This window comes from Terrirhizobium terrae, assembly GCF_030323265.1.
Lineage (GTDB): Bacteria > Pseudomonadota > Alphaproteobacteria > Rhizobiales > Rhizobiaceae > Neorhizobium.
In genome coordinates, this window is sequence record NZ_CP104992.1 from 4,113,884 (window position 1) to 4,136,604 (window position 22,721).

Below are 22,721 nucleotides of genomic sequence, written 5' to 3' on the forward strand. Positions count from 1 at the left end.
CTACTATGGGGAAATACTTTGATCGCCTCCAGGCGAGTTGCGGGGAAAACGAATGACTCATTCTGTTGAGAGTCGTTTCATTGCGCTGATTTCTGGCGCACTTCTTGTCGTGGTCGCGCCGCTATTTACGCTTTTCCTAACATTGTCTTCCCAGCAGGCATCCCAAAGCCTGACCGAACATGTCGACGTCGTGCTGACCAGCAATTCGCAAGCGCTGGGCAAGCCGTTGTGGGATCTCGACGCCGACAGCATCGAACAGGTCGCGCTGATGCTGGTGGCCGATCCGATGATCCACGCCGTCGACATCCGCGACACGACGGGCAAGCTGAGCGTCTTCGAAGGAGACAGCAATCCGAACAATTTCTATGGCTTCGACGCGCGTACCCGACCGGTCATCTACAAGTCCGTCCAGGGCGTCCGCGAAGTAGGCACACTGACCGTATGGGTTCCGCAGCCCAGCTGGTTTTCCGCCCTTCACCAGATCGAATTTGCTTTCATCTCCATCTTCATCATTGCCATCCTTACCGTGTTCGGTGCGGCCGTCTTCGGCAACAGGATGATGGTCATCAAGCCCCTGATGCGACTGACCGCGGCGATCGAGGCCACCCGGAGGCTCGGCTCGCGCCATCATGTTGACTGGCGCTCCAATGACGAGATGGGCCGCCTGGCGAAGAGCTACAACGAAATGCAGGCTCTGCTAGAACGTGAGGAGCGCGAACTGAAGCGCGCGCACGAGCAATCGGTGGAGATCTACAACCTCACTCCGGCCATGCTCTTCTCGCTGACGACCAGCGATACGATTGCCGCCGTCAGCGACTACTGGCTTCTTGCAAGCGGCTATTGCCGGGAGGAAGTCATCGGTCGCCCGTTCTCCGAGCTGCTTTGCCCGATGGACCGGCCTGCATTCGAAGGACGCCGACCGGGCGGCGATGGAGAAAATTCGCGACGGGAGATCACCGTGCGGTTTCTGCGGAGCGATGGAAGCGCCATGGACGTCTTGATCGCTGAAGCCGAACTTGCAGGTGTCAGCGGCCATCTGACAGGCTCGCTGAGTGTCATGACCGACGTGACACAATTGAAGCAATCCGAACTGCGCAATCATCAGCAGGCGATTTCTGACCATCTGACCGGCCTGTTGAACAGACAGGGGTTTGAAAGCGCACTCGACCTCAGGATCGTCGACGCCGATCGCGAGGGATCCAGACTTGCCTGCCTTTTCGTCGATCTCGACCGCTTCAAATCCATCAACGACAATCACGGTCATGCAGCAGGTGACACAGTCTTATGCGAGTTCGTGGCGCGCTTGCAGCCGATGCTGGATGACGGCGATCGTGCATCGCGCCTCGGCGGCGACGAATTTGCAATCCTTCTGGCCGGACACGATGCCGAGGCGAGAAGCGAGGCGCTCTGCCAGCGGATCGTCGATATGCTCGAGACGCCATTCCATCTTGACGGCGCGACTGTGCGGCTGAGCGCCAGCGTCGGTGTCGCCTTCTATCCCCAGCATGCGGCAAGTGCCGCGGAACTTCTGCAGAAATCCGACCTAGCCATGTATGCCCGAAAACGCGACGGCAAGAACGGTACACAGGTCTATAATGCTGCCATCCTCGACCGAACGCGCGAGCGTGCGGAGATCGAGAGCGACATCGAGCTTGGCATAGCAGGCAACTGGTTCGAAGCGCATTTCCAACCGATCGTGGAGATCACCAGCGGCCGAACGATGGGGTTCGAAGCGCTCATGCGCATGCGCCATCCCCGCAAGGGCCTGATGCCGCCTGGCCCGCTGGTCAGCGTCGCCGAAGAAACCAGCAGCATCATCGAGATCGGCAATCTGATCCTTGAGGACGCGCTGGCAAATCTTGCGCGAGCATCCCGCCTTCCGGCTCTGGCGGATGCCTATGTTGCCGTGAATTTTTCACCGTTGCAGTTTCAGCCGGGGCTGCCGAACCGTCTCGCATCGCTTCTTGCGCGCCACGGCATCAGGCCATCCCGCCTCGTGGTCGAAATCACCGAGGCCGTTCTGATGCACGACGACCCTGAAATCCGGCGCATTCTCGACGAAATTCATTCCTTCGGCTGCCGCATCGCACTCGACGATTTCGGTACCGGCTATTCCTCGCTCAGCTATCTCAACCGCTTCCCCGTCGATATCGTCAAGATCGACCAATCCTTCGTGCAGTCGCTGATCGGATGTGAGCCGGACGTGGAGCGCAAGAGCCGGATGCTGATCGAAGGGATCACCACGATCTCGCACAAGATGAACTGTGCGGTCGTCGCCGAAGGCGTCGAGACGCGCCAACAACAGCTGCAGTTGATGCAGATGGCTGTCGATTGCGCACAAGGTTATTATTTTGCCAAGCCCCAGAGCATCAACGATCTTCTGGCCAATCTGTCTTCGCGAGCGGATGAGGCATCCCTTGCAAGCTGAGACTTGAACGCCACCGAGCAGGCCATCATCCAAACCATTCCGAGGCATGCGATGAAGAAGAAGACATTGCTCATTGGAACGCTAGGCCTGGCATCGATGCTGGCATCGCCAACCAAGGCTCAGCATGCCGTGACGTTCACGACCGAAGCCTATCCGCCCCTTACCTATCGTGACCCCGACGGCTCCTATCGTGGCGCCGGCGTCGACCAGGTCGGAGCGATGATGCGCAATGCAAGCATCCCCTTCACCATGGAGATCATGCCCTGGGCCCGTGCCATTGCACTTGCGGAGACCCAGCCGATGCACTGCGTCTTCGCCGCCGCTCGCACACCTGAACGGGAGCCGAAGTTCAAATGGGTCTCGCCGCTCAACGTAGATCGAAATTTCCTCGTAAGAAACGGCCGATCCGCGGTGCGCGCGACCACCATGCAAGAGGCCAAACGCTACACGATAGGGACTCATCGTGCGGATTATACCGAGAGCCTTTTGCGCGAGCGCGGCTTCCCGGCGATCGATCTTAGTGCCGATTTCGAACTCACTTTGAACAAGCTTTTGGAACAGCGCATCGACATGATGCCAATGGCGGAAAATGCTTTCGACGAGTTGCGGGCGGAAGGGAAACCGCTGGAGAAAGTCATTCTGTTCTCCGAACCGCAACTCGGCATCGCCTGCAACAGGGACATGCCGGACGAAATGATCGAGCGGATGCAGCAGGGCCTGGACACGCTCATCCGTGACAGGCGGCAGGATGAGATCCTTGAGCAATACGGTGTGAAGCCGCTTCGCTGGTGGGACCGGTAAGCGAAAAACTGTTGACACGACCTCCGTTTCGCGGTGGTGAACCGGTAATAGCGAACGGAGATCTTCGATGCTGATCATTGCCGGCCTGGGTAATCCGGGCGCGAAATATGCGGGTAACCGCCACAATGTCGGCTTCATGGCGGTCGATGCCATCCAGCGTCGCGCCAGCTTTTCGCCCTGGTCGAAGAAGTTCAAGGCGGAGATTTCCGAGGGCGAGATCGACGGCGAAAAAGTGCTGCTGATGAAGCCGCAGACCTTCATGAACCTTTCCGGCGAGATCCGTCGGCGAAGCGATGCGCTTCTTCAAGCTGGCACCGAAGGACATCATCGCCATCTATGACGAGCTGGATCTGGCGCCCGGCAGGACGCGTATCAAGACCGGCGGCGGGCATGGCGGGCACAACGGCATCAAGTCGCTCGACGCCCATTGCGGCAAGGAATACCGCCGGCTGCGCATCGGCATCGGCCATCCCGGATCGAAGGAACAGGTCCACAACCATGTTCTGGGCGACTTCGCCAAGAGCGACCGCGTATGGCTCGAACCCTTGATGGATGCGATAGCCGATAATGCCGGTATGCTGGTGAAGGCCGAGGATCTCGCAGCTGATGAACAAGCTGACGCTTGCCGTCGGCGGCAAACCTGAACCGGAAAAGCCCGCCAAACCGGCATCGGCACCGAAACCGGCCGGCAAGTCGCATATCCATCAGGCCCGCGGCGGAGCGAAGCCGAACCTTCCGACGACAGGCCCCATGGCCGATATGCTGAAGAAGATGTTTGGCTCCAAAGGCGACTGAGTATCCCGCTCATCCAGACGCCCTACAAAAACCGATAGACAGTCATTTATCTGGAACAATTCGGACCTTCGGTGCTTACCTTCCGGAAGGAGGCACCGATGTTTCATCACTCGACGGCAATTCCCTTGCCTGCCCTCATGCACGACCGGCTCGACCGCGCCGCTTTGGACCTCCTAGGCAACGCCGCGCATTCGGTCGACTTCGCCCATCCCGAGGAGAGGCAGCGCTGGTTTCAGCAGACTCCGTCTCCTGGCGCATCTTCAAGAACCAGGTCACCATGTTCATTGGTGGCGTCGCTGCCGTAATCCTCGAATTCGCCGAGCCAAAGGTGCGCGACGGCGTCTGGCAGCACAGCACCTTCCGCCAGGATGCGATGAAGCGACTGCAGCGTACCGGCCTCGCCGCCATGGTGACCGTCTATGGCGCCCGCAGCCAGGTCGAGGCGATGATCGCCGGCGTGGTCCGCCGTCATGGCAGGGTTGAGGGCATGACGACAGGCGGCGAAGCCTACAATGCCAATGATCAGGATTTGCTCGACTGGGTGCAGGCTACGGCGGGTTTCGGCTTCATGGAGGCTTACCACCAGTTCGCTCATCCGCTTTCGAATAGCGAGCGCGATGCCCTGTTTCGCGAAGCACAACCTGCAGCGCGCCTCTACGGCGCAACCGGCGCTCCGGCATCGCAGGCCGAACTGGACGCGCTTTTCGAAAGCATGCGCAGCCGCCTCGAGCCATCCCCGATTGTCGGTGAGTTTCTGGCGATCATGGCCGAAGTCCCTGCCCTTCCCGGTCCCTCTCGCCCGTTGCAGGGGCTGATGATAAACGCCGCGGTCGACATTCTGCCGGCATGGATCCGCGAGCGATTGCAGCTTGGACCGGAATGGTCTCTGAACCGGCTGGAGCGGGCCGCCGTTTCTCTCGCTGCGAGAAGCGCGGACCGACTGCTGCTGCGCTCATCCCCACCGGTCCAGGCCTGTCTGAGGCTCGGCCTTCCCGAGGATTATCTCTATCGCCGCCAATAGCTGCGGCTATTCCTCAGGCTCCGTGGTGAACATCAGAGGGAAGCCGGCTTCCTTGCCGAGGTCGGTCGCTTCCTTTGCCTTCGTCTCGGCGATATCCCTGGCGCAGACCACGACAACACAGGAGCCGAGGCGGTGTGCCGTCAGCATGACCCGACTGCCGGCCTCCTCGCTCATCCGGAACACGGCCTTCAGCACCATGATGACGAATTCGCGTGGGGTATAATCGTCATTGAGCAGAATGACCTTGTAGAGCTTCGGACGCTCCAGCTTCGGCTTCGATTTTGTCTTGGGATCGATAACAGTGTCGTCGGCCATCAGCACAACCTCCTGATGGGCCCTGTATAAGGGCGTTCGAATAACAGTAATTTTGCATCGCAACAGGAATATTTCAAGGCGAGGGCGGAAGATGGCAGTCAATCGGTGTCGAGAATAAGACGCCGCCGACAAGGTTGTCTGCCCTACCCACCGGACGCTGCCTTCTCACCAAGCCTTGACCCGCAAGGCACTTTCCCCCATAGCGACTGCAAAATCAGTTCAAGCGATAGGTTTCATCCCCGATGGGCTTCAAATGCGGTATCGTCGGACTGCCCAATGTCGGCAAGTCCACTCTCTTCAACGCGCTGACCAAGACCGCTGCCGCGCAGGCCGCGAACTATCCGTTCTGCACGATCGAACCGAATACCGGCGAGGTCGCGGTTCCCGACGCCCGCATGCAGCAGCTGGCGGCGATCGCAGGCTCCAAGGAAATCATCCCGACCCGCATCTCCTTCGTCGACATCGCCGGCCTCGTGCGCGGCGCGTCCAAGGGTGAAGGCCTGGGCAACAAGTTCCTCGCCAATATCCGCGAAGTCGATGCCGTCGTGCACGTCCTGCGCTGCTTCGAGGACGACGACATCACCCATGTCGAAGGCCGCATCAACCCGGTCGGCGATGCCGAAACGATCGAGACCGAGCTGATGCTCGCCGATCTCGAAAGCCTGGAACGCCGCGTCGAGCAGACCCGCAAGCGCGCCACCGGCAAGGACAAGGAATCGGTTGCCCAGCTGCCGGTCATGGAAGCAGTCATCAAGCTGCTGCAGGACGGCAAGCCGGCCCGCCTTCTTCTCCAGACTCTGTCGGCGGAAGAAATCGAGATCCTCAAGGGCCTCAATCTCCTGACCTCGCACCCGGTTCTCTACGTCTGCAACGTCGCCGAGGGTGACGCCGTCGATGGCAATGAGCACACCAAGGCTGTTGCCGAAATGGCCAAGGGCCAAGGCGCGGAATGCGTCATCATCTCGGCCGCAATCGAATCCGAGGTCGCCCAGCTACCGGAAGAAGAAGCCAAGGAATTCCTCGGCGCGCTCGGCCTGGAAGAAGCCGGCCTCGACCGCCTGATCCGCGCCGGTTACCACCTGCTCGACCTGATCACCTATTTCACCGTCGGCCCGAAGGAAACTCGCGCCTGGACGATCGTGCGCGGAACCAAGGCCCCGCAGGCCGCCGGGGTCATCCACACCGATTTCGAACGCGGCTTCATCCGTGCCTTCACCATCGGCTTTGACGACTACATCGCCTACAAGGGCGAAGTCGGTGCCAAGGAAGCCGGCAAGGGCCGCGACGAAGGCAAGGAATATGTCGTCCATGACGGCGACGTGATCCACTTCCGCTTCAACACCTAAGTCTTTGACAGGAGACCATGGCAGGCTCCCCTGCCGTGGCCTCCGACCGATCTGCCGAGGCGCCGAATGCTCTACCTCGAGGATTTCACAGCCGGTCGCGTGCTACCGCTCGCCTCGCAGACCATGAGGGCCGAAGCGATCATTGCCTTCGCCTCGGAATTCGATCCCCAAGCGATGCATCTGGATGAGGAAGCCGGCAAGGCCAGCATCCTCGGCGGACTGTCGGCATCGGGCTGGCACACGGCAAGCGTCTTCATGCGCATGATGTATGACGGTTGGCTGGCGGATTCGTCCTCCGAAGGCTCTCCCGGCATCGACTTCATGGAATGGAAGAAGCCGGTTCTGGCAGGCGACAGGCTCTCTGGCCGCTCGACGGTGATCGAGGCCAGACGCCTGCAGTCGCGCCCCGGCATCGGCCTCGTCAGGTTCCTCCACGAGGTCACGAACCAGAATGGCGACGTGGTGATGCGCGGCGAGAACCCGATTATGTTCCGCGCCCGCACCGACGGGAGCAGCGAGGCATGAGGCTCATCGAACTCTCCCCGCCCGGCCAGACGACCGTCATCGGCTCGCTGCTGTTCACGGCAGAGGACATCATCGCCTTTGCGAAGAAATTCGATCCGCAGCCGTTCCACACCGATGCAGAGGCAGCGAGGAACTATGTCTTTGGCGGGCTCTGCGCCTCGGGCTGGCACACCTGCGCCGGCTGGATGAAGACTTATATCGCCTATCGCGACCGTGAACGTGCCCGGCTTCTCGCAGACGGCATCGAGCCACCGAAATTCGGCCCCTCGCCCGGCTTCAAGAAGCTGCAATGGCTGAAGCCCGTCTATGCCGGCGACACGATCACCTATTCCACTTCGCTGACCGACAGCCGGGCACTGATGTCGCGACCCGGCACCTTCATCAACACGTCCGCCAACGAAGGCGTCAACCAGAAGGGCGAAACAGTTCTGCGCTTCCAGGGCAGCGTGCTGGAGTTCGAATAGAGCCCCCTATCGGGCGACGACCACCGCCGCCCCTGCCCCAATCATGAAGGTCCCGGCCGCTCGATTGACGCGCCTAACGACGACCGGGCTGCGAAGCGCACGCCGCGCCCGTGCCGCCAGCATCACATGCCCACCCACGACGAAAACCTCCACGGCGAGGATCACCGCGGCCAGCATGCCGCCGTCAGCAGCGGTCAGCGTGGTCCCGACCACATTGGGCAAGAGCGCGATATAGAAGAGCGGCATCTTGGGATTGCCGAGGTTGAGGACGACACCCGTGAGGTACGCCCCCATCACGCCTTGCGAAGACCTCGCCTCAAGTTCCGGCACGATCGGCTTCGCCGTCCAGAGCCTGATGCCGGTCCAGACAAGATACAACGCTCCGGCATAACGCAGGACGGTCATGACCGCCCCCATCTCGCTCGCAACCACCGACAGACCGAAGACGGCAAGCCAGAGAAAAAGCAGGATGCCGGTGCATGTCCCGGCTCCATAGGCAATGCCTGACGCCGCGCCCTGCGCGATCGTACGCGCGACGATCGTCACGTTGTCGGGCCCAGGGCTGGCAGCGAAGAACAGGAAGGCGGCGGCGAAAGTCGCAAGCGCGGTAAGATCCATCGATTCCCCCGTCGGAAAGATGGGAGACTAGCAGCGAGCATCCGCGCCGCCACCCCTGGAATACGAGGGGACAAAGCCTACTGATCAGTGCCCGGAAAACTCGGCCAGCGTGCGCACTTCCACGCCAAGCGCTTCGAGCTTCTTGCGGCCGCCGAGATCCGGCAGGTCGATGACGAAGCAGGCGGAGACGACTTCCGCACCGATCTGGCGCAGCAGCTGCACGGCGCCGACGGCGGTGCCGCCGGTGGCGATCAGGTCGTCGCAGAGGATCACCTTCTCGCCCGGCTTTACCGCATCGACATGGATCTCCATCTCGTCCGTACCGTATTCCAGCGCATAGGCCATGCTGACCGTCCGGTAAGGCAGCTTGCCCTTCTTGCGGATCGGCACGAAGCCGGCCGAAAGCTGATGCGCCATCGCGCCGCCGAGGATGAAGCCACGCGCTTCCATGCCGGCGATCTTGTCGACGCCGAGGCCTTCATAGGGCTTCACCAGTTCGTCCACCGCCAGCCGAAAAGCCGCCGCATCGCCAAGCAGCGTGGTGATGTCGCGAAAAATGATGCCGGGCTTCGGATAGTCCGGGATCGAGCGGATGGAAGCGGCGAGAATGTCTTTGGCGGATGTCATGAAAACCCTGTCTGTCGTCCTGTTGCGGCGCTCTGCAAAGCGCGCATGAAAAAGGCGGCCGAAGCCGCCTTCTCTACCCGTGAGCCAACGGAGGATCAATGTCCCTTGTTGGCGTAGACCGACTTCTTCGTCAGATAGATGAGGCCGGTGAAGATGACCAGGAACACCATGACCATGAAGCCGGTACGCTTGCGCTCTTCCAGATGCGGCTCGGCGGTCCACATCAGAAAGGCGGAGACGTCCTTGGCATACTGGTCGACCGTCTGCGGCGCGCCGTCGTCATAGGTCACCTGATCGTCGGCAATCGGCGGCGCCATCGCGAGCGAGGCCGCATTGGCGAAGTACGGGTTGTAGTGACCGCCTTCTGGCACTTCGACGCCGGCCGGCGGCTCCTGATACCCGGTGATCAGCGAGTAGATATAGTCCGGCCCGCCTTCCTGGTACTGGGTAAAGATGTCGAAGACGAACTGCGGGAAACCACGGGTGATGCCGCGTGCCTTGGCAAGCAGCGACATGTCCGGCGGGGCTGCGCCGTTGTTGGAAGCGGCAGCGGCCTGCGGGTTCGGATAGGGCGACGGGAAATAGTCGGACGGCGTCGCCGCACGTTCGAACATCTCGCCGTCGTCGTTCGGCCCATCCTGCACCTGGTAGTTCGCAGCGAAGGTTTTTACCTGCGCTTCCGAGTAACCGAGGTCCTCCAGTGTGCGGAAGGAAACCAACCGCATCGAATGACAGGCGGCACAGACTTCCGTATAGACCTTCAACCCGCGCTGAAGCTGCTGCTTGTCGTAATGGCCGAATGGCCCGGCAAAGCTCCAGTCCTCATTCTTGGGATGATGGATCGGATAATGCGGCGTGCCGCCTTCCGCGTGCTCTTCGCCGCCGGCGGCAGCATCGTGGTTTTCCTGCGCCTGAACCTGGGTCAGGCCGAGACCCAGCCCCACGCCTGCGAGAAGTGCCAGCGACAGGATGCTTGTTGCAAGCTTTTTCATGATCTTGTCCCTCTCCGTCGCCGCGCTCATGCCGAGACCTTCACGGGCTCGGCGACCGCCGATCCGTTCTTCTTGGCTTGCTGCTCGAGCACCGCCTCGGTGATCGAGTTCGGAATTCTCCGTGGGGTTTCGAACAGGCCGAGAAGCGGCATGATCACCAGGAAGAAGCCGAAATAGTAGAGCGTACCGAGCTGCGACAGGAGAGTGTAGATGCCTTCCGCCGGCTGCGAGCCGAGCCAGCCGAGCAGGATCGCATTGGCGACGAACAGCCAGAAGAACAGCTTGTACCATGGACGATAGACGGCGGAGCGAACCTTCGACGTATCGAGCCAGGGCAGGAAGAACAGGATGATGATCGAGCCGAACATCACGAGCACGCCGCCCAGCTTGGAATCGATCGGCCCGACATTGAAGGTGATCGCACGCAGCATTGCGTAGAACGGCAGATAGTACCATTCGGGCACGATATGCGACGGTGTCTTCAGTGCGTCGGCCGGGATGTAGTTGTCCGGATGGCCGAGATAGTTCGGCATGTAGAAGATGAACCAGGCATAAGCGATCAGGAAGATCGAGACACCGAGCGCATCCTTAAGCGTTGCATAGGGTGTAAACGCGACTGTATCGGTCTTGGTCTTCACCTCGACGCCGGTCGGGTTGGTCTGGCCGGTGACATGCAGTGCCCAGACATGCAGCACGACGACGCCTGCTATCATGAAGGGCAGGAGATAGTGCAACGAGAAAAAGCGGTTGAGCGTCGGCTGGTCGACCGCAAAGCCACCGAGCAGGAACTGCTGGATCCACTCGCCCACAAGCGGAAAGGCCGAGAAGAAACCGGTGATGACGGTGGCACCCCAGAAGGACATCTGTCCCCAGGGAAGCACGTAGCCCATGAAGCCGGTCGCCATCATCAGGAGATAGATGACGACGCCGAGGATCCAGAGGATTTCGCGCGGCGCCTTGTAGGAACCGTAATAGAGGCCGCGCGCGATATGCAGATAGACCGCAATGAAGAAGAACGATGCGCCGTTGGCATGCATGTAGCGCAGGAGCCAGCCGTGGTTGACGTCACGCATGATCTTTTCGACCGAGTCGAACGCGACGCCGGTAGAGGCCGTATAGTGCATGGCGAGCACGATGCCCGAAAGGATTTGCACCACGAGCATGACCGACAGCATGGCGCCGAATGTATAAGCGTAATTGAGGTTACGCGGCACCGGATAGGCGACAAAGCTGTCGTACAGCATGCGCGGCAGCGGAAGCCGGGCATCGATCCACTTTTCCACGCCGGTCGACGGCTGGTATGAAGAATGTCCACTCATGTCCCTGCCCCTCACCCAATCCGGATCACGGTATCGCTAGCGAATGCGAATGTCGGAATTGCCAGGTTCTGCGGCGCAGGACCTTTTCGGATGCGGCCCGCCGTATCGTAGTGCGAGCCATGACAGGGACAGAACCACCCGCCGAAATCCCCGGCCTGGCCGAGGGGTACGCAGCCGAGATGGGTACAGGAGCCGATCATGACGATCCAGTTCTCCTTGCCGTCGCCAGCCGAGCGGTCGATGCTCGTGGCTTCAGCATCCGCCGCAAGGTTGGCGTTGCGGGCGACGGGATCCTTGAGGTCGCCAAGCGCGACCGCATTGGCCTCCTCGACTTCCTTTGGCGTCCGGTTGCGGATGAAGACGGGCTTGCCGCGCCATTTCACCGTCAGAGACATGCCGGGCTGCAGCGCAGCGACATTCACTTCGATGGAGGCGAGAGCCAGCGTCGATGCGTCGGGGCGCATCTGATCGATAAACGGCCACGCGACGGCTGCGGCACCGACCACACCCGTCATGCCCGTCGCTAGATAGAGGAAATCGCGGCGAGTAGGCTCGCTCACGGTCCCGTCGTTTGGATTATGCTCACTCACGGTTCAACCATCCTCTCATGCAATGTCCCAGTCATTCGCATGCCTCCTCCTGGCTATGGTTAAGCCTCCGCCACCATAGATCGAACATCGATTCCCCAGCAAGACGGCTCCTCAACGCTTTGATCGCAGAAAAACTCCCGCTTTGGCAAGGCCTTCGGCCTTCCAAGCGAGGGTCGCCCTACACTTTTGCGTCGCAACAACCGGGTGCGGCAACGCGCCTTTTCAAGCGATTGCAGCAGCACTGATTTAGCGCGCAAAATCAAAGCGTAGCTTGACTTGGATCAAGTGTGGCAGCGCCACGTCCACCCGCCAGGGCTGTCGCGTTGCCAGTGTTCTGCGGGCATGCTAATGCATCGCAGCATCACGGGGCCTCGGACGCGATCATGACCATCAGACAGATCTTATCCGTCGCCATCTGCGTCATCGTGTCGCTTGTCCTGTTCGCGATTGCGACGCGCTATTTCCATCCGCACTGGATTTTGGCGGCTCTTCACAGCCTGCAACTGCATTTTGCGCTTGCCTGCGCGGTGGCGATGCTTGTCGCCATCCTGCTTCATCGCAATGTCGTCAGCTACCTGCTGCTCATCGCTTCCCTCGTGCTGGCCGGACATGCGGTCGTCATGGGCAGGCAGCTCGCGTCAGAGGTGACGGCGGCGGATGCCGATGCGCCGGGCTTCAGACTGATGTCCTTCAACATCCTGTCCAACAACTACACGAACGGCGAGGCGATCGCGAAGATGATCGCGGCCTCAGGTGCCGACGTCGTCAACGTCATGGAAAGCGAGCCGCTGCGGGCCCAACTGCCCCTGCTCGCCGACGCCTATCCCTACCATGTCGGTTGCGGCATCCAGGTCATGGACTGCGATCAGCTGATGCTGTCGAAGACGCCGCTCGAAAACGGCGTGATCCGCAGCCTAGGCCCGATCTTCGACAATCGCTTCATCCTGGCCGAGACGGTGATCGGCGGGCACCGCATTCATGTCGCCGGCATCCACACGACGAAGCCTTACTTCGACAATTTCCAGACGATGGAACTGATCCGGGCTGCCCTCGCCCTGACGGACACGGAAGGTCCGCTGGTCCTGTCCGGCGATTTCAATGCATCGAGCCTCGGACCGAATGTTCGCGAATTCCTGCGCTGGACCGACCTGCGCGCCGCGAGCTGGGAACCGGCGACATGGCCGATAGAGCTCGGTCCTTTCGGCCTCGCGATCGACCATGTCTACGTTCGTGCGCCGTTGAAGTTCCGCTCCGTAGAACGCCTTCCCGACGCTCACGGATCGAACCATGCCGGGCTGATGGCCGAGATCGCCATTACCGGAAACTGAGGCTTGCCACGTCAGGTTCGATAGTCGATCTACTGCGCAGCATCTGCCGCAAGAAAACCGCCGGTCTGCCGCGACCAGAGCTCGGCATACAGCCCGCCCTTTGCCAGCAGCTCGTTATGGGTCCCCTCTTCGACAATCCGCCCCTTGTCGATCACGATCAGCCGGTCGAGCATGGCGATGGTCGAGAGCCGATGGGCGATCGCCAGCACCGTCTTGCCCTGCATCAGCTCGTCGAGGCTCGACTGGATCGCCGCCTCGACTTCCGAGATCGAGCGCCGATGTCGCCTCGTCCAGCACCAGGATCGGCGCGTCCTTCAGCATGACGCGGGCGATCGCGATCCGCTGTCGCTGGCCGCCGGAGAGCTTGACGCCACGCTCGCCTACATGGGCATCGAACGCCTTGCGGCCACGCTGGTCTACAAGGCTGGCGATGAACTCGTCGGCCTGCGCCCGTTTCGCCGCGTCGAGCAATTGCGTGTCGGAAGCATCGGGGCGACCGAACAGGATGTTGTCGCGGATCGAGCGGTGCAGCAGCGACGTGTCCTGCGTGACCATGCCGATCTGTGCCCTGAGCGATTCCTGCGTCACCTTCGAGATGTCCTGCCCGTCGATCTCGATCCGACCGCCTTCAAGATCGTAGAAGCGCAGGAGCAGATTGACGAGCGTCGACTTGCCGGCACCCGAGCGGCCGATGATGCCGACCTTCTCCCCCGCCCTGATGGTGAGGTTCATGTGGTCGATCACACCGGCGCTGCGGCCGTAGTGGAAGCTCACATCCTCGAAACGGATTTCCGGCCGCTCGACGGTGAGTGCCGGCGCACCGGGCATATCGGTCAGCTGGATCGGCTGCGAGATCAGCTCGGCGGCATTCTGCACCGTGCCGAAATTGCGCATGATCCCGTTGAACTGCGTCATCAGCCGGCCGAGCAAGAAGTTGAGACGCAGCACCAGCGCCAGCGTGAAGGCCACCGCGCCGGAGCTGATCTTGCCCTCAAGCCAGAGATGAATGCAGAGCGCCGCCATGGAGGTGATCATCACGCCGGAGAGAAGCGCCATGGAGGCGCGCACGCCGGTGATAAACCGGGTGAACATGATGACTGACGACTGGAACACGTCGAAGCCGTTGCGCATGTAGCGGTCATTCGCCTCGTCGCGGCCGAACAGGCGAAGCGTCTGGATATTGCTATAGGCATCTACCATGCGGCCGGAGAGCATGGATGCCGCCTCGGCCGTCTCCTTGGAATGATAACGGATGCGCGGCACGAAATAGCGGGCGAGCGCTGCAAAGATCGCCACCCAGGCAAGCACCAGCATCGCAAGCCGCCAGTCCAGCCCGCCGATCAGCGTCAGCATCGATACCGAATAGATCAGGACGAACCAGACGCTTTCCATCAGCGAGGTCACGAGATCGCCCGCCGCCTGCCCGCCCGACCAGACCTTGGTCACGATCCGTCCGGCGAAATCGTTCTGGAAGAAGGACAGAGACTGGCGCGCCACATGCCGGTAGGACTGCCAGCGGACGAGATTGTAGAAGCCGGGCGTGATGATCTGCTGGTCGACCAGTGCCGTCACCATCGTGACGAGAAAGCGGACGACGCCGATCAGCACCAGCATACCGCCGAGCTCCCAGCCATGGGCGGCCAGCAAGCCTCCCCATCCTGCCGCGCGGTCGACCGTGGCGAGAATATCGACCAGCCGGCCGACGAACCAGAAGAGTGCAGCCTCGATCGCCGCCGTCAGGCCGCCGAGCACCAGCATTGCCAGAAACGGCGCCTTGGCCTGGCGGACATAGAACCAGATGAAGGACAGCGTGCCGGAAGGCGGCCGCAGATCCTCCGCTTCGGCGAAAGGTTCGACGCGTGTCTCGAAGAAGCGAAAGAATTGGGTGATGGCCATGGCCACCGATATATGCCGGTTCGGCAGTACGGCAAAGGGTGCGACCAGATTACATTTCGGCAAGCATCATGAACCACCGGCGGAAACGAAAAACGGCGGCCCGAGGCCGCCGTTCGATGTGTTCGTCAAAGCTGGTGCCGAGCTTAGAACTCGGACCATTCCTGCTTGACGGCAGCAGCGGAAGAACCGCCGCCGAAGGCCGAGGCGATCTTGGCGCCGAGCGCGCGTGCCGGCGATGCGGCCGGACGCGAGGCAGGCGTTGCCGCGCGCGGTGCTACGGCAGCTTCGCCGCCGAGCTTGAACTGCGACAGCAGCTCGTTCAGCGCCGCCGCCTGCGTTGCAAGGCTGTGGCTTGCTGCGTTGGTCTGCTCGACCATGGCCGCATTCTGCTGGGTGCCCTGGTCCATCTGGTTGACGGAGGTGCTGATCTCGGAAAGACCCGTCGACTGCTCGCGGGTGGAGACGACGATCGAGGCAACGTTGCGGTTGATCACCTGCACGTCGGCAACGATGGTTTCCAGCGCCTTGCCGGTCTCGCCGACCAGCGTCACGCCATCGCGAACCTTCTCGCCGGAGGCGCTGATGAGCGCCTTGATTTCGCGCGCGGCATTGGCCGAACGCTGGGCGAGTTCACGTACTTCCTGGGCAACGACCGCAAAGCCCTTGCCGGCTTCACCTGCACGTGCCGCTTCCACCCCTGCGTTAAGCGCCAGAAGGTTGGTCTGGAAGGCGATCTCGTCAATCACGCCGATGATGTTGGAGATCTCACCGGAAGACTTTTCGATCGCCTCCATGGCGTTGACCGCCTGGCGGACGATGTCGCCGGAACGCTCCGCACCTGCGCGGGTCTGGTCGACCAGCGTGCCTGCTTCACCGGCACGAACGGCCGAGATCCTTGACTGCGGTGGTGACCTGCTCGAGCGCTGCGGCCGTTTCCTCGACCGAGGCAGCCTGCTGTTCGGTACGCTTGGAAAGGTCGTCGGCAGCCGAGCGGATCTCGTTGGCGCCGGCATCGATCATGCGGGCATTGTCGCCGACCGAGCGCAGCACGGTCTGCAGCTTGCCGACGGATTCGTTGAAGTTTGTGCGCAGCATGTCGAGCTGGCCGGCAAACGGCTGCTGCAGGCGGATGGTCATGTCGCCATCCGACAGGCTCTTCAAACCACGAGCGAGGCCATCGACGGCAAAGGCGACGTCGGCAGCTTCGCGGGCCTTCTGCTCTTCATTGGCGATACGCTCGCGCTCGCTCATCGAACGATTGGCTTCGGTTTCCTGCTCCAGGCGGACGCGCTCCAGTGCATTGTCGCGGAATACTGCGACGGCCGCCGCCATTTCGCCGATTTCGTCCGGACGGCCGGCATAGGGAATGGCGACCGAGCTGTTGCCGGCGGCAAGGACGTTCATCGAATTGGTGATCTGGGTGATCGGGCGGGTCACGCGCATAAGGCACAGAACCGCAGCACCGACGGCAATCGCGACGGCGAAGAGGACGCCGCCGATCGTGGAGATGTAGACGAAGTCAGCCGTGTCGCTTGCCTTCTGGCGATCCTCGACGCTGCGTGCCTTGTTGTCGTCCATCAGGCCCTGCAGCATCGTGCCGGCCTCTCCGCCCAACGGGATCATCTTGGCGATGACGTCCTTGGCTTCATAGACCCGCGACGACTGAACGAGACCGATAAACTGCTGCCCGAGCGCGTCATAATCCGCGACGACCTTTTCGATCTCGGCGAATTTTTCCTTCGCGGCGGGGATCGTCATCGAATCGCCATAGGCCTTGAAGGCTTCAGCACGAGCGGAGTTCTTTTCCTGAAGCTGGGAAAGCCAGTTCTTCCTCTCCGCGGCATTGCTTGCCGTCAGCGTCATCAAATAAAGACGACGGATATCCGACAGAACGCCGTCCATATCCGCAACCATCAGTGCGCGATCGATGCGCCGGCTGATCTGGTCGGTCTGCTCATCCATCTGAGCGACGGAACGCATGCCGAGAGCACCCTGAACAATTAGGATTAAGACCATCACGCCGAAAAGCGCAGGCAAAAGTAGTTTTATCTTAATAGAGTTCATCATCTCGTTAACCAGCTGAGGAAAAAGCCAAAAGTGCGAAGCACCCGTGCTTACTTGCTGCCAGTTTCCGATGAAGAAAGACTTACCAACCGATGAGAACAATCGGCGTTCAACGCAAAGTCGCGCCTGGATTTGACGAACATCAAGTCCGGCTCATGCAAAAAGGGCGACAAGCAACCACGGCGCGAGATGCGAAGGCGGCGGGTTACCCCGCCGCCGCGTCCTCCAGTGCATGATCGCCGAGGAACCCGCCGGACTGCCTGTGCCACAGATCGGCGTAGATGCCGCCCGAGGACACCAGTTCCTCATGCGTCCCGACCTCGACGATATGGCCCTTGTCGAGCACGATCAGCCGGTCCATCTCGGTCAAGGTGGAAAGGCGATGCGCGATTGCGATCACCGTCTTGCCCTGCATCAGCGAGAACAGGTTTTCCTGGATCGCAGCCTCGACTTCGGAATCGAGCGCCGACGTCGCCTCGTCCAGCACAAGCACCGGCGCATCCTTGAGGAACACGCGGGCAATCGCGATCCGCTGGCGCTGGCCACCGGAAAGCTTCACGCCGCGTTCGCCCACATGGGCATCGAGACCGGTACGTCCCTGCAGGTCGGACAGGCCTTCGATGAACTCCCAGGCATTGGCGCGCTTGGCGGCCTGCATGATCTCAGCATCGCTCGCCTCGGGGCGGCCATAGGCGATGTTGTCGCGGATCGAGCGGTGCAGCAGCGAGGTATCCTGCGTGACCACGCCGACGAGACCGCGCAGGCTGTCCTGGGTGACCGTCGAGATGTCCTTGCCGTCGATGGTGATCCTGCCCGCTTCCAGATCATAGAAGCGCAGAAGCAGGTTCATCAGCGTCGTCTTGCCGGCGCCGGAACGGCCCACGAGGCCAACCTTCTGGCCGGCGGGAATGTCGAGCGACAGCCCATCGATGACGCCCTTGTTCTTGCCGTAGTGGAAGCGGACATTCTCGTAGCGGATATGCCCCTTGCCGCCAGTGGCCGGCCCAGTGGCAATCGGATGCGCGCCCTCGACGTCGATCACGTCATGCGGCTTGGTCATCATGTTCATGCCGTCATAGACGGTGCCGATCGCTTCGAAGAGCGCGGTGACTTCCCACATGATCCATTGCGACATGCCGTTGATGCGCATCGCAAGGCCGATCGCCACCGCGATCGAACCGACGCTTACCCCGCCTCCGAGCCACAGCCAGATACCGAGACCCGCCACGGCAAACACCGTCAGCGCGTTGTTCAGGTCGACGAAGATGTTGAGCAGACTGATCTGGCGCATCTGGCGATGCACCGTACCGAGAAACTCGTTCATGCCTTCCCTGGCGTAGCGCTCCTCGCGACCCGCATGGGAAAACAGCTTCACCGTGCCGATATTCGTATAGCTGTCCACGATACGGCCCGTCATCATCGAACGGGCATCGGCCTGCTCGCTGGAAAGCTTGCGCAATCTCGGAATGAAATACCGCAGGATCAGCACATAGAGCACGAACCACATGACCAGCGGCAGCACCAGCCGCCATTCGACCGCGATGACCAGCGCCAGCATCGAGACGAAGAAGCTGATCGCATAAACGAAGACGTCGATGATCTTCATCGTAGCCTCGCGCACGGCAAGCGAAGTTTGCATCACCTTGGTCGAGACGCGACCGGCGAATTCGTTGGCGAAGAAGGCCATGGAATGGCGCAGCAGGAAGCGGTGCATCTGCCAGCGCGCGATCATCGGATAGTTGCCGGCCAGCACTTGGTGCATGGTGATCGTATGGACGGCACCGACAAGCGGCAGGCCGACCAGCACAAGCGCCGCCATCCAGAACAGCTTCCCGCCTTCATCCGAGAGGAAAGTCTCACGGTTCGCCGCAGCCAGCCAGTCGACGATATTGCCGAGGAACTGGTAGAGCAGCACTTCGGCAACGGCGATCAGCAGCGAGCAGGTGCCGAGCAGCGCAAGCCACGGCCAGACCGGCTTGGTATAATGCCAGCAGAAGGCAAAAAGCCCCTTGGGCGGAAGGGTCGGCTGATCGTCCGGATAGGGATTGAGACGACGTTCAAACCACGAAAACATGAATAAGCTCCGATGGACGGAAACCTCGAGCGATCCGAAGGCACGGGCATACCGGAGCCGATACACATCGAGGGAAAACAGCTATGGACGCATTCGACGACGAACGGTCCTTGAAGAGCGGATCAGTGAAGAAAAGACTTTGCGTGAACCGCGAAACGCCTCAGGCCAGACGAAGATCCGACTGGCGGAGGCGCGAGAGCACGGTCATATCCATGTAGGCCTCCGGAGTGGGCGTTAAACAGGCCGTCCTCATACACGCTTGCGGTAAAATTGAAAAGGCCATTTCGGCCACAGATCGCGCCGCGCGAAAAGTCATCGAGTGCCCTAGGGAAAGACAAGGGCCTTGAGCGAGAGACCCGGTCTCCGCTAACAAGATCTCCATGACCGACCTGCGCATTGCTCTTTATCAGCCGGATATTCCCGGCAATACCGGCACGATCCTGCGGCTTGCCGCCTGCCTCGGCCTCGGCGTCGACATCATCGAGCCCGCCGGTTTCGACATATCCGACCGTAACCTGAAACGCGCCGGAATGGATTATCTCTCGGCCGTTTCGCTCACCCGCCACGTGAACTGGCAGCAATTCGACGAATGGCGCCGCGGAGCCGGCCGCAGGCTGGTGCTCGCGACCACGAAATCGCCTGAGCCCTATACGCAATTCGCCTACCGGCCGAACGACATCCTGCTCTTCGGCCGCGAAAGCGCCGGCGTGCCCGACCATGTGCATGAAGCAGTCGAGGGACGCATCCTGATCCCGATGGTGGAAGGCCAGCGCTCGATCAACGTCGCCATGTCGGCCGCCATGATCGCCGGCGAGGCGATGCGCCAGACTGTTTGGCAATAGCCAGCTTTTTCAGTCCGCGGTCGGCAGGCGCCGCATGGTGAACTCGATCCGGTCGCCTTCCAGCTGCCGCCAGCTCTCGACTTCCGTCCAGTAGGCAGCCTTGGGAAATTCCTCGAACCATTCCCTCGCTTTTTCGCGCGCATCCAACCGGGACATCTGGAAAGTCTCCCGGACGAACATGCCCGAACGCTCACCGGCGGTCTGCTGCCGATGGCGGCTGATCCGCCGCTTCAGGCCGTCGAGCGGCGGTGGTGTGAATTTCGCCATGAAAGCCTCTCATCCGCACCTTGCTGAATACGGAAGATAGGCTTGCTCTGCACGTTTTACGAGTCTGATTTTACACGGATGATTAGCCGTGGAGCCGACTGCGGAATGGCTCGCGAAAGTCATTGCTGTTATGTCGGTGGCCGAGGAGCCGAATCGCCCGAACAAGCGACTGCGCCAAGCGAATGCGCAACGTGACTTGCAAGACCGGAAGGAAGTATTGAATGGAGCGTCCTGATCTGCCGAAAGGCCTGCCTGACGACATCGAGGACAAGAAGCAGGCAGCGCGCGCCTGGTTCCAGACCCTGCGCGACACGATCTGCGCCTCCTTCGAGACCCTGGAAGAGGAACTGACCGGCATGCTGTCGGACCAGCCGCCCGGAAAATTCACGGGCAAGGACTGGCTTCGCGACGGTGGCGAAGGCGGCGGCGGCCGTATGTCCATGATGGAAGGCCGCGTCTTCGAAAAGGTCGGCGTTCACACCTCCACCGTGCATGGCGAATTCTCCCCGATTTCCGCAGCCAGATCCCCGGCGCCGAGGAAGACCCGCGTTTCTGGGCCTCCGGCATCTCGCTGATCGCCCATCCGGTCAATCCCAATGTGCCGACCGTGCACATGAACACCCGCATGGTGGTAACGTCGAGCCACTGGTTCGGCGGCGGCGCCGACCTGACGCCGGTGCTCAACGATCGCCGCACCCAGGAAGATCCGGATACCCAGCTCTTTCACCGGGTAATGGAAATCACCTGCCAGCGGCATGGCGAGGTCGCCGACTATCCGCGCTACAAGGCGTGGTGCGACGAGTATTTCTTCCTCAAGCACCGCAACGAGCCGCGCGGCATTGGCGGCATCTTCTTCGACTGGCTGCAGTCTCCCGCAGAAAAGGGCGGCTGGGAGGCCGATTTCGCCTTCGCGCAGGATGTCGGCCGCGCCTTCAATCTCGTTTATCCGCGCATCGTCCGGCAGAACTTCAACAAGCCATGGACGGAAGAGCAGCGCGACGAACAGCTCGTGCGCCGCGGCCGCTATGTGGAGTTCAATCTACTCTACGACCGCGGCACGATCTTCGGCCTGAAGACGGGCGGCAACGTGGAATCGATCCTTTCCTCCCTGCCCCCGTCGTCCGCTGGCCATAACGAAGGATACGGCAGATGAACACGGAACTGGTTGCGCTGACCGGCGATCACGACATCACCGAAAAGCTGGAAGCCTATTTCAGAACCGTCGACGCCTGGAGCGAGGGCCGAGACGAGCTCGGTCTTTTACCGCGACCCGAAGCGATCGAGCAGACTGAGAATTTTCGAAGCTTTCATCCGCTGGTCAGGACACTCCAAGGCATAGTTCTGGATGATCCCGACACGAGCAACCATCATGTGGTTGTGTGTCGCAGCCCGCTAGAAGGAACGGTCGTTTATCTGGCTCATGACGGCGACAGCCGGATCGTTTTCGACGGCATTACAAGCTTCATGGAAGCGGCCCGCCGTGCTTCTGATGCCGGAGGTTTCCTGGATGATGAGCATCCGCAACATGCTTGGATCGCCGGCGATCAGGCCGGCTTGAAGAGCCTCATCGCGCAGCTATGTTCGGAAGCGGATAACGAAGATATCGTCCCGGTTCTTGTGCCCTCGCTCGACCTCTCCGACCCGGATTATCTGTCCATCCTTGTCGGTGGCGATGACGTTTACGTCGCGGAAGCGCTATGCCGGACGATAGCTCAGCGCCCGATGCCGCATCTGATGCAGGTTGCCGAGCAAGGCGAGCAACATCCGCACCCGATGGTGCGCAACGCCGCCACTCTCGCGCGAAAGCGCATTTCAGGGCTCTAGCACATCTCGCCTGCGGGAAGTCTTGGGCTGTCGACACGCAGGGTATCTCCGACAATACACCGACGCACGAATCTTTGATCTCTACAACAACTCTTCGTTGACAAATGTCATACGCGAATCGCATCCTTGGTGTTAGCTTGTTCTAACTTAGCTCGAACGAGCTATCACCGGAGGAGGAGTCGATGAGTGAATCGAAGAGCATGCCCTCACCAGCAGCATTGCCTCCCAAGGACGATCCGAACCACCCGACCGACAAAGCCCAGCTTATAGAGCGGATGGCGCGTGAAATGCGGACCGCGAGCGGTGGTGAACTCCCCATTCCTTCTGTGTCGAGCAGGTCAAGCGCAAGCTGGCGGGCAAGACTGCGGAAACGGCAGCGGCCAATACCGCAGCGGCATTTTCGGCAAAGACGGCGCAGACCGGCGGCAGATCGGTGTTCCACTCTTGGGCTATGCCCGAATAGCGACCTGGCGCGGCCTTTTCCGCATCAGCCTGGGCAATCGAGAACCGTGGGAACTCTTGCGCTCTCCATTGGTTTCCGTCTGACCACTCGCAAAACGGGTGGCGGACATCAACCATCAGGGA

At 61.0% G+C, this 22,721-nt stretch carries 17 protein-coding genes and 4 pseudogenes; 11 read left to right on the forward strand and 10 right to left on the reverse strand.

The window, feature by feature from the left end:
• The first annotated feature begins 52 nt into the window (after positions 1-52).
• The 4 genes and pseudogenes from N7E02_RS28330 to N7E02_RS28345 all read left to right on the forward strand — a co-directional run bounded on the left by N7E02_RS28330 (position 53) and on the right by N7E02_RS28345 (position 5,045).
• Positions 53-2,428, forward strand: a complete 2,376-nt coding sequence (locus N7E02_RS28330; protein ID WP_286581166.1) for a putative bifunctional diguanylate cyclase/phosphodiesterase — start codon at positions 53-55, stop codon at positions 2,426-2,428.
• A gap of 51 nt (positions 2,429-2,479) precedes the next feature.
• A complete protein-coding gene (locus N7E02_RS28335; RefSeq protein WP_286581167.1) occupies positions 2,480-3,229 on the forward strand; it encodes a substrate-binding periplasmic protein in 750 nt (249 codons plus the stop codon).
• A gap of 67 nt (positions 3,230-3,296) precedes the next feature.
• Positions 3,297-4,024: pseudogene (pth, locus tag N7E02_RS28340) on the forward strand (aminoacyl-tRNA hydrolase).
• A 277-nt stretch (positions 4,025-4,301) separates the two neighbouring features.
• Complete coding sequence (locus N7E02_RS28345; protein ID WP_374730674.1) at positions 4,302-5,045, forward strand: oxygenase MpaB family protein; 744 nt, start codon at positions 4,302-4,304, stop codon at positions 5,043-5,045.
• A gap of 6 nt (positions 5,046-5,051) precedes the next feature.
• Here N7E02_RS28345 and clpS read toward each other — a convergent pair whose 3' ends face one another.
• On the reverse strand, positions 5,052-5,360 hold the full coding sequence (clpS, locus tag N7E02_RS28350; protein WP_286581169.1) for an ATP-dependent Clp protease adapter ClpS: 309 nt from the start codon (positions 5,358-5,360) through the stop codon (positions 5,052-5,054).
• Between the two features lie 242 nt (positions 5,361-5,602).
• Here clpS and ychF point away from each other — a divergent pair, with 242 nt between their 5' ends.
• The 3 genes from ychF to N7E02_RS28365 all read left to right on the forward strand — a co-directional run bounded on the left by ychF (position 5,603) and on the right by N7E02_RS28365 (position 7,695).
• The gene (gene ychF, locus N7E02_RS28355) at positions 5,603-6,706 is read left to right on the forward strand and encodes a redox-regulated ATPase YchF (RefSeq protein WP_286581171.1); all 1,104 of its coding nucleotides are present in this window, start codon (positions 5,603-5,605) and stop codon (positions 6,704-6,706) included.
• A gap of 66 nt (positions 6,707-6,772) precedes the next feature.
• Entirely contained in the window at positions 6,773-7,231 is a 459-nt protein-coding gene (locus N7E02_RS28360; RefSeq protein WP_286581172.1) for a MaoC family dehydratase, read from the forward strand.
• On the forward strand, positions 7,228-7,695 hold the full coding sequence (locus N7E02_RS28365) for a MaoC family dehydratase (RefSeq protein ID WP_286581173.1): 468 nt from the start codon (positions 7,228-7,230) through the stop codon (positions 7,693-7,695). The genes N7E02_RS28360 and N7E02_RS28365 overlap by 4 nt, the downstream gene beginning before the upstream one ends.
• 6 nt (positions 7,696-7,701) lie before the next feature.
• On the opposite strand, the gene N7E02_RS28370 is transcribed toward N7E02_RS28365, so the two are convergent.
• The 5 genes from N7E02_RS28370 to petA form a co-directional block, all read right to left on the reverse strand.
• A complete protein-coding gene (locus tag N7E02_RS28370; protein ID WP_286581175.1) occupies positions 7,702-8,313 on the reverse strand; it encodes a LysE family translocator in 612 nt (203 codons plus the stop codon).
• Positions 8,314-8,397: 84 nt separating this feature from the next.
• Positions 8,398-8,940 carry an adenine phosphoribosyltransferase gene (locus tag N7E02_RS28375; RefSeq protein WP_286581176.1) on the reverse strand — a complete coding sequence of 181 codons (543 nt, stop codon included), beginning with the start codon at positions 8,938-8,940 and terminating at the stop codon, positions 8,398-8,400.
• A 95-nt stretch (positions 8,941-9,035) separates the two neighbouring features.
• Positions 9,036-9,932, reverse strand: a complete 897-nt coding sequence (locus N7E02_RS28380) for a cytochrome c1 (RefSeq protein ID WP_286581178.1) — start codon at positions 9,930-9,932, stop codon at positions 9,036-9,038.
• 26 nt (positions 9,933-9,958) lie between these two features.
• Complete coding sequence (locus N7E02_RS28385; RefSeq protein ID WP_286581179.1) at positions 9,959-11,251, reverse strand: cytochrome b; 1,293 nt, start codon at positions 11,249-11,251, stop codon at positions 9,959-9,961.
• An 11-nt stretch (positions 11,252-11,262) separates the two neighbouring features.
• A complete protein-coding gene (gene petA / locus N7E02_RS28390) occupies positions 11,263-11,766 on the reverse strand; it encodes a ubiquinol-cytochrome c reductase iron-sulfur subunit (RefSeq protein ID WP_374730751.1) in 504 nt (167 codons plus the stop codon).
• A gap of 458 nt (positions 11,767-12,224) precedes the next feature.
• Between petA and N7E02_RS28395 the strand changes: the two genes are divergently transcribed.
• Entirely contained in the window at positions 12,225-13,169 is a 945-nt protein-coding gene (locus tag N7E02_RS28395; RefSeq protein ID WP_286581181.1) for an endonuclease/exonuclease/phosphatase family protein, read from the forward strand.
• A gap of 29 nt (positions 13,170-13,198) precedes the next feature.
• Here the strand turns inward: N7E02_RS28395 and N7E02_RS28400 are convergent.
• From N7E02_RS28400 to N7E02_RS28410, 3 genes and pseudogenes are all read right to left on the reverse strand, one after another.
• Positions 13,199-15,065: pseudogene (locus N7E02_RS28400) on the reverse strand (ABC transporter ATP-binding protein).
• 143 nt (positions 15,066-15,208) lie between these two features.
• Positions 15,209-17,129 (reverse strand): annotated as a pseudogene (locus N7E02_RS28405) (HAMP domain-containing methyl-accepting chemotaxis protein).
• Between the two features lie 205 nt (positions 17,130-17,334).
• Complete coding sequence (locus N7E02_RS28410; RefSeq protein WP_286581182.1) at positions 17,335-19,203, reverse strand: ABC transporter ATP-binding protein; 1,869 nt, start codon at positions 19,201-19,203, stop codon at positions 17,335-17,337.
• A 380-nt stretch (positions 19,204-19,583) separates the two neighbouring features.
• On the opposite strand from N7E02_RS28410, the gene N7E02_RS28415 reads away from it, so the two are divergent.
• Positions 19,584-20,045 (forward strand): tRNA (cytidine(34)-2'-O)-methyltransferase, encoded by a 462-nt coding sequence (locus tag N7E02_RS28415; RefSeq protein ID WP_286581184.1) that lies wholly within the window; start codon positions 19,584-19,586, stop codon positions 20,043-20,045.
• A gap of 9 nt (positions 20,046-20,054) precedes the next feature.
• On the opposite strand, the gene N7E02_RS28420 is transcribed toward N7E02_RS28415, so the two are convergent.
• Positions 20,055-20,312, reverse strand: a complete 258-nt coding sequence (locus N7E02_RS28420; RefSeq protein WP_286581185.1) for a hypothetical protein — start codon at positions 20,310-20,312, stop codon at positions 20,055-20,057.
• Between the two features lie 221 nt (positions 20,313-20,533).
• On the opposite strand from N7E02_RS28420, the pseudogene hemF reads away from it, so the two are divergent.
• Together hemF and N7E02_RS28430 are read left to right on the forward strand one after the other, a co-directional pair.
• Positions 20,534-21,446, forward strand: a pseudogene (gene hemF / locus N7E02_RS28425) (oxygen-dependent coproporphyrinogen oxidase).
• A 15-nt stretch (positions 21,447-21,461) separates the two neighbouring features.
• Entirely contained in the window at positions 21,462-22,136 is a 675-nt protein-coding gene (locus N7E02_RS28430) for a hypothetical protein (protein WP_286581186.1), read from the forward strand.
• Positions 22,137-22,721 lie beyond the last annotated feature (585 nt).